This is a genomic window from Pseudomonas sp. FW305-96, assembly GCF_058783825.1.
This window is the reverse complement of sequence record NZ_JBYSYW010000065.1, coordinates 1-7,199: the sequence shown is the minus strand read 5'-3', so window position 1 is coordinate 7,199 and position 7,199 is coordinate 1. Positions and strand designations below refer to the sequence as shown.

The window sequence follows — 7,199 nt, the reverse complement described above, 5'->3', positions numbered from 1 at the left end:
TACTCGACCTGAGTCTGGCCGGCCGGGATGACGACTTTATCGCCGTTGCTCAGGGTTACGGTCAGGTCCTGACCGAGTTTCTGGCTGACCTTGACGGTGAAGCTTGGCTGCTGGTCTTCGGTTACAGCACCGTTGCCAACGATGGTCACCGAAACCTTGTCGCCTTCGTTGCCAGTGCCCGGAGTGCCAGTGCCTGGCTCATCGGTGACGGTCGTGGTGAGGGTGTCCTTGCCGAGCGTGAGCTTCTCGAAGTTGTCCGCGCCGCTGACGCTTTCGAGCTTGTTGACGATCGAAGGCTGACCGCCAACGAACACGTCGTCCGGCGCATTGATGGTGATGGTGCCGGTAGCGCTGCCCGCAGGTACGGTGACCTTGGTGCCGTCGGTCAGGGTGAAGGTCAGGCCGTTATGACCGGTAACCGACAGCCCCTGGGCATTGGTCAGGGTCACGGTGTAGGTGACCTGGCCGCCTTCGCTGACAGTGGTCTTGTCGGCAGAGAGGGTTGCGACCACCTCGCTGATGGTGTCGTTGATCTGTACGGTGGCATTGCCGCCGAGCTCCAGGTTCTCGAAGGTATGCCCCGGGACGCTGGCGTCGTCGATGCCGACGGTCAGCGAATCGCCATCCTTGAAGACGTCATCGCCCTGGGCGGTGGCCTTGTACTCGGTCTGGGTCTGGCCCGCTGGGATCACCACCTTGTCACCATTGCTCAGGGTGACGGTCAGGTCGTAACCGAGCTTCTGGCTGACCTTGACGGTGAAGCTGGGCTGCTGGTCTTCGGTTACAGCGCCGTTGCCGACGATGGTGACGGAGACCTTGTCGCCTTCGTTGCCAGTGCCCGGGGTGCCGGTGCCTGGCTCGTCGGTGACCGCGGTCTGTACTTCGCCCTGGCCCAGGGTTAGTTTCTCGAAGTTGTCAGCACCGCTGACCGTTGTCAGCTTGTTGCTGATGGTCGCCTGGCCGCCGACGAAGACATCATCAGGGGCGGTGATGATGGCAGTGCCGGTGGCGCTACCCGCCGGGACGGTGACCTTGGTACCGTCGCTCAGGGTGAAGGTCAGGCCGTTGTGGCCGGTGACCGACAGGCCCTGGGCATTGGTCAGGGTCACGGTGTAGGTGATCTGGCCGCCTTCGGTCACGGTGGTCTTGTCGGCGGTCAGGGTCGCGACAACTTCGCTGACGGTGTCGTTGATCTCGACGCTGGCGTTGCCGCCGAGCTCAAGGTTTTCGAAGGTCTTGCCGGTGACCGACGCATCGGAAATGCCCACGGTCAGGGTGTCGCCGTCCTTGAAGACGTCATCGCCCTGGGCGGTGGCCTTGTACTCGACCTGGGTCTGGCCGGCCGGGATCACTACCTTGTCGCCGTTGGACAAGGTCACGGTCAGGTCCTGACCGAGCTTCTGGCTGACCTTGACGGTGAACGACGGCTGCTGGTCTTCGGTGACCGCACCGTTGCCAACGATGGTGACGGAAACCTTGTCGCCTTCGTTGCCCGTGCCCGGAGTGCCAGTGCCTGGCTCATCGGTGACGGTTGTGGTGAGGGTGTCCTTGCCGAGCGTCAGCTTCTCGAAGTTGTCCGCGCCGCTGACGCTTTCGAGCTTGTTGACGATCGAAGGCTGACCGCCGACGAACACGTCATCCGGTGCGGTAATGGTGAAGGTACCGCTGGCGCTGCCGGCTGGAACGGTGACTTTGGTGCCATCGGTCAGGGTAAAGGTCAGGCCATTGTGGCCATTGACCGGCAGGCCCTGGGCGTTGGTCAGGGTCACGGTGTAGGTGACTTGGCCACCTTCGCTGACGGTAGTCTTGTCGGCGGTCAGGGTCGCGACGACTTCGCTGATGGTGTCGTTGATCTCGACGCTGGCATTGCCACCCAGCTCCAGGTTCTCGAAGGATTTGCCGTCAACGGCGGCATCGGTGATACCAACGGTCAGGGTATCGCCGTCTTTGAAGACGTCATCGCCCTGGGCGGTGGCCTTGTACTCGACCTGGGTCTGGCCGGCCGGGATGATGACTTTATCGCCGTTGCTCAGGGTTACGGTCAGGTCCTGACCGAGTTTCTGGCTGACCTTGACGGTGAAGCTTGGCTGCTGGTCTTCGGTGACCGCGCCGTTGCCAACGATGGTCACGGAAACCTTGTCGCCTTCGTTGTCAGTGCCCGGAGTGCCAGTACCTGGCTCATCGGTGACGGTCGTGGTGAGGGTGTCCTTGCCGAGCGTCAGCTTCTCGAAGTTGTCCGCACCGGTCACGCCTTCCAGCTTGTTGACGATCGAAGGCTGACCGCCGACAAACACGTCGTCCGGCGCATTGATGGTGATGGTGCCGGTGGCGCTGCCCGCTGGCACGGTGACCTTGGTGCCGTCGGTCAGGGTGAAGGTCAGGCCATTGTGGCCGGTGACCGACAGGCCCTGGGCGTTGGTCAGGGTGACGGTGTAGGTGATTGGGCCGCCTTCGCTGACGGTAGTCTTGTCGGCGGTCAGGGTCGCGACGACTTCGCTGACTGTATCGGTAATCTGCACGGTGGCATCGCCACCCAACTGCAGGTTCTCGAAGGTCTTGCCATCAACGACTGCATCAGTGATGCCGACGGTCAGCGAACTGCCATCCTTGAAGACGTCATCACCCTGGGCATCCGCCTTGTACTCGACCTGGGTCTGGCCAGCCGGAATCACCACCTTGGCACCATTGCTCAGGGTGACGGTGAGATCCTGGTCCAGCTTCTGGTTGACCTTGACGGTAAAGGACGGCTGCAGGTCTTCGGTGACATCGCCGTTGCTGACGATGGTGACAGATACGTTGTTGCCGGTATCCGGATCATCAGTGACGGTAGTGGTGAGTGTCTCCTTGCCGAGCGTCAGCTTCTCGAAGTTGTCCGCGCCGCTGACACCTTCGAGCTTGTTCACGATCGAGGGCTGGCCGCCGACGAATACGTCGCTCGGGGCGGTGATGGTGAAGGTACCGCTGGCGCTGCCGGCCGGAACGGTGACCTTGGTGCCATCGGTCAGGGTGAAGGTCAGGCCGTTATGGCCGGTGACCGACAGGCCCTGGGCATTGGTCAGGGTCACGGTATAGGTGATCTGGCCGCCTTCGGTGACGGTGGTCTTGTCGGCGGTCAGGGTCGCGACGACTTCACTGACGGTGTCGGTGATCTGCACCGAGGCGTTGCCACCCAGCTCCAGGTTCTCGAAGGCCTTGCCATCGACGGCGGCATCGGCGATGCCGACGGTCAGGGTGTCGCCGTCTTTGAAGACGTCGTCGCCCTGGGCTTTGGCTTTGTACTCGGTTTCGGTCTGGCCGGCTGGAATGACGACTTTGTCGCCGTTCGACAGGGTTACGGTCAGGTCATGGTCCAGTTTCTGGCTGACCTTGACGGTGAAGGCCGGCTGCTGGTCTTCGGTGACATCGCCCTTGCCGACGATGGTGACGGTGACCTTGTCGCCCTGGTTGTCGGTGCCTGGCGTGCCGGTGCCTGGCTCGTCTGTGACGGAGGTCTTCACTTCGTCCTGACCCAGGGTCAGTTTTTCGAAGTTGTCGGCACCGGTGACGCCTTCCAGCTTGTTGGTGATGGTCGGTTGACCACCAACGAACACGTCGTCCGGCGCGGTAATGGTGAAGGTGCCGCTGGCACTACCCGCAGGAATAGTGACCTTGGTGCCATCGGTCAAAGTGAAGGTCAGGCCATTGTGGCCGTTGACCGGCAGCCCCTGGGCGTTGGTCAGCGTCACGGTGTAAGTGATCTGGCCGCCTTCGGTGACGGTGGTCTTGTCGGCGGTCAGGGTCGCGACGACTTCGCTGATGGTGTCGGTGATCTGTACCGAGGCGTTGCCACCCAGTTCCAGGTTCTCGAAGGCCTTGCCGTCAACGGCAGCATCGGTGATGCCGACAGTCAGGGTGTCGCCGTCTTTGAAGACGTCGTCGCCCTGGGCTTTGGCTTTGTACTCGGCTTCAGTCTGGCCGGCTGGAATGACGACTTTGTCGCCGTTCGACAGGGTCACGGTCAGGTCGTGGTCGAGCTTCTGGCTGACCTTGACGGTGAAGGCGGGCTGCTGGTCTTCGGTGACATCGCCTTTGCCGACGATGGTGACGGTGACCTTGTCGCCCTGGTTGTCGGTGCCTGGGGTACCAGTACCTGGCTCGTCGGTCACGGTCGTGGTGACTGTGTTGTCACCCAGAGTCAATTTCTCGAAGTTGTCGCCACCGGCAACCGATTCGATCTTGTTGACGATGCTCGGCTGGCCGCCGACGAATACGTCGTCCGCAGCGGTGATGGTGAAGGTACCGCTGGCACTGCCGGCAGGAACGGTGACCTTGGTGCCATCGGTCAGGGTGAAGGTCAGGCCGTTATGGCCGGTGACCGACAGGCCCTGGGCGTTGGTCAGGGTCACGGTGTAGGTGATCTGGCCACCTTCGGTGACGGTGGTTTTGTCGGCGGTCAGGGTCGCGACGACTTCGCTGACGGTGTCGTTGATCTGAACGCTGGCGTTGCCGCCGAGCTCGAGGTTCTCGAAGGTCTTGCCGGTGACCGAGGCGTCGGAAATCCCTACGGTCAGGGTGTCGCCATCCTTGAAGACGTCATCGCCTTGGGCGGTAGCCTTGTACTCGACCTGGGTTTGACCCGCTGGGATCACCACTTTATCGCCGTTGCTCAGGGTTACGGTCAGGTCCTGACCGAGTTTCTGGCTGACCTTGACGGTGAACGACGGCTGCTGATCTTCGGTGATTGCGCCGTTGCCAACTATGGTCACGGAAACCTTGTCGCCTTCGTTGCCAGTGCCGGGCGTGCCAGTACCGGGCTCATCGGTCACGGTCGTGGTGAGGGTGTCCTTGCCGAGCGTGAGCTTCTCGAAGCTATCCGCGCCGCTGACGCTTTCGAGCTTGTTGACGATCGAAGGCTGACCGCCGACAAACACGTCGTCCGGCGCGGTGATGGTGAAGGTGCCGCTGGCACTACCCGCAGGAATAGTGACCTTGGTGCCATCGGTCAAAGTGAAGGTCAGGCCATTGTGGCCGTTGACCGGCAGACCCTGGGCATTGGTCAGGGTCACGGTGTAAGTGATCTGGCCACCTTCGGTGACGGTGGTTTTGTCGGCGGTCAGGGTCGCGACGACTTCGCTGATGGTGTCGGTGATCTGTACCGAGGCGTTGCCACCCAGTTCCAGGTTCTCGAAGGACTTGCCGTCAACGGCAGCATCGGTGATGCCGACAGTCAGGGTATCGCCGTCTTTGAAGACGTCGTCGCCCTGGGCCTTGGCCTTGTATTCGGCTTCGGTCTGGCCTGCTGGGATCACCACCTTGTCGCCGTTGGACAGGGTTACGGTGAGGTCATGGTCGAGCTTCTGGCTGACCTTGACGGTGAAGGCCGGTTGCTGGTCTTCGGTGACATCGCCTTTGCCGACGATGGTGACGGTGACCTTGTCGCCCTGGTTGTCGGTGCCTGGAGTGCCGGTGCCTGGCTCGTCTGTGACGGAGGTCTTCACTTCGTCCTGACCCAGGGTCAGCTTCTCGAAGTTGTCGCCACCGGCAACCGATTCGATCTTGTTGACGATGCTCGGCTGGCCGCCGACGAATACGTCGTCAGGAGCGGTGATGGTGAAGGTACCGCTGGCACTGCCGGCAGGAACGGTGACCTTGGTGCCATCGGTCAGGGTGAAGGTCAGGCCGTTGTGGCCGTTGACCGGCAGACCTTGGGCATTGGTCAGGGTCACGGTGTAGGTGATCTGGCCACCTTCGTTGACGGTGGTCTTGTCCGCAGTCAGGGTTGCGACGACCTCACTGATGGTGTCGGTGATCTGGACGGAAGCGTTACCGCCCAGCTCCAGATTTTCGAAAGCTTTGCCGTCAACGGCAGCATCGGTGATGCCGACGGTCAAGGTATCGCCGTCCTTGAAGACGTCATCACCTTGGGCTTTGGCCTTGTACTCGGCTTCGGTCTGGCCAGCAGGGATCACCACCTTGTCGCCATTGGACAGAGTGACAGTCAGGTCGTGGTCGAGCTTCTGGCTGACCTTGACGGTGAAGGCTGGCTGCTGGTCTTCGGTGACATCGCCTTTGCCGACGATGGTGACGGTGACCTTGTCGCCTTGGTTATCGGTGCCTGGGGTGCCGGTACCTGGCTCGTCAGTCACGGTGGTGGTGACCGAGTTGTCGCCGAGGGTCAGTTTCTCGAAGTTGTCGCCACCGGCGACCGATTCGATCTTGTTCACGATAGAAGGCTGGCCGCCGACGAACACGTCGTCCGGAGCGGTGATGGTGAAGGTGCCGCTGGCACTACCCGCAGGAATAGTGACCTTGGTGCCATCGGTCAGGGTGAAGGTCAGGCCATTGTGGCCGTTGACCGGCAGCCCCTGAGCGTTGGTCAGCGTCACGGTGTAAGTGATCTGGCCACCTTCGGTGACGGTGGTCTTGTCGGCGGTCAGGGTCGCGACGACTTCGCTGATGGTGTCGGTGATCTGTACCGAGGCGTTGCCACCCAGTTCCAGGTTCTCGAAGGCCTTGCCATCGACGGCGGCATCGGCGATGCCGACGGTCAGGGTGTCGCCGTCCTTGAAGACGTCATCACCCTGGGCTTTGGCTTTGTACTCGGCTTCGGTCTGACCGGCTGGAATGACGACTTGGTCGCCGTTCGACAGGGTCACGGTCAGGTCGTGGTCCAGTTTCTGGCTGACCTTGACGGTGAAGGCTGGCTGCTGGTCTTCGGTGACATCGCCTTTGCCGACGATGGTGACGGTGACCTTGTCGCCCTGGTTGTCGGTGCCTGGGGTACCAGTACCCGGCTCATCGGTCACGGTTGTAGTAACCGAGTTGTCGCCGAGGGTCAGCTTCTCGAAGTTGTCGCCACCGGCGACCGACTCGATCTTGTTGGCGATAGAAGGCTGGCCGCCGACGAACACGTCATCCGCAGCCGTGATGGTGAAGGTACCGCTGGCGCTGCTGGCCGGAACGGTGACTTTGGTGCCATCGGTCAGGGTGAAGGTCAGGCCGTTGTGGCCATTAACCGGCAGACCCTGGGCATTGGTCAGGGTGACGGTGTAAGTGATCTGGCCACCTTCCGACACAGTGGTCTTGTCGGCGGTCAGGGTCGCGACGACTTCGCTGATGGTGTCGGTGATCTGCACCGAGGCATTGCCGCCCAGTTCCAGGTTCTCGAAGGACTTGCCGTCAACGGCAGCATCGGTGATGCCGACAGTCAGGGTATCGCC

Annotated in this window: 1 protein-coding gene; it reads right to left on the bottom strand. The window is 61.7% G+C overall.

Annotated elements, in window-relative coordinates:
• Nucleotides 1–7,199: immunoglobulin-like domain-containing protein (locus AC3WL2_RS25720; RefSeq protein WP_492574040.1), on the bottom strand; the 7,199-nt coding region annotated here is incomplete at both ends.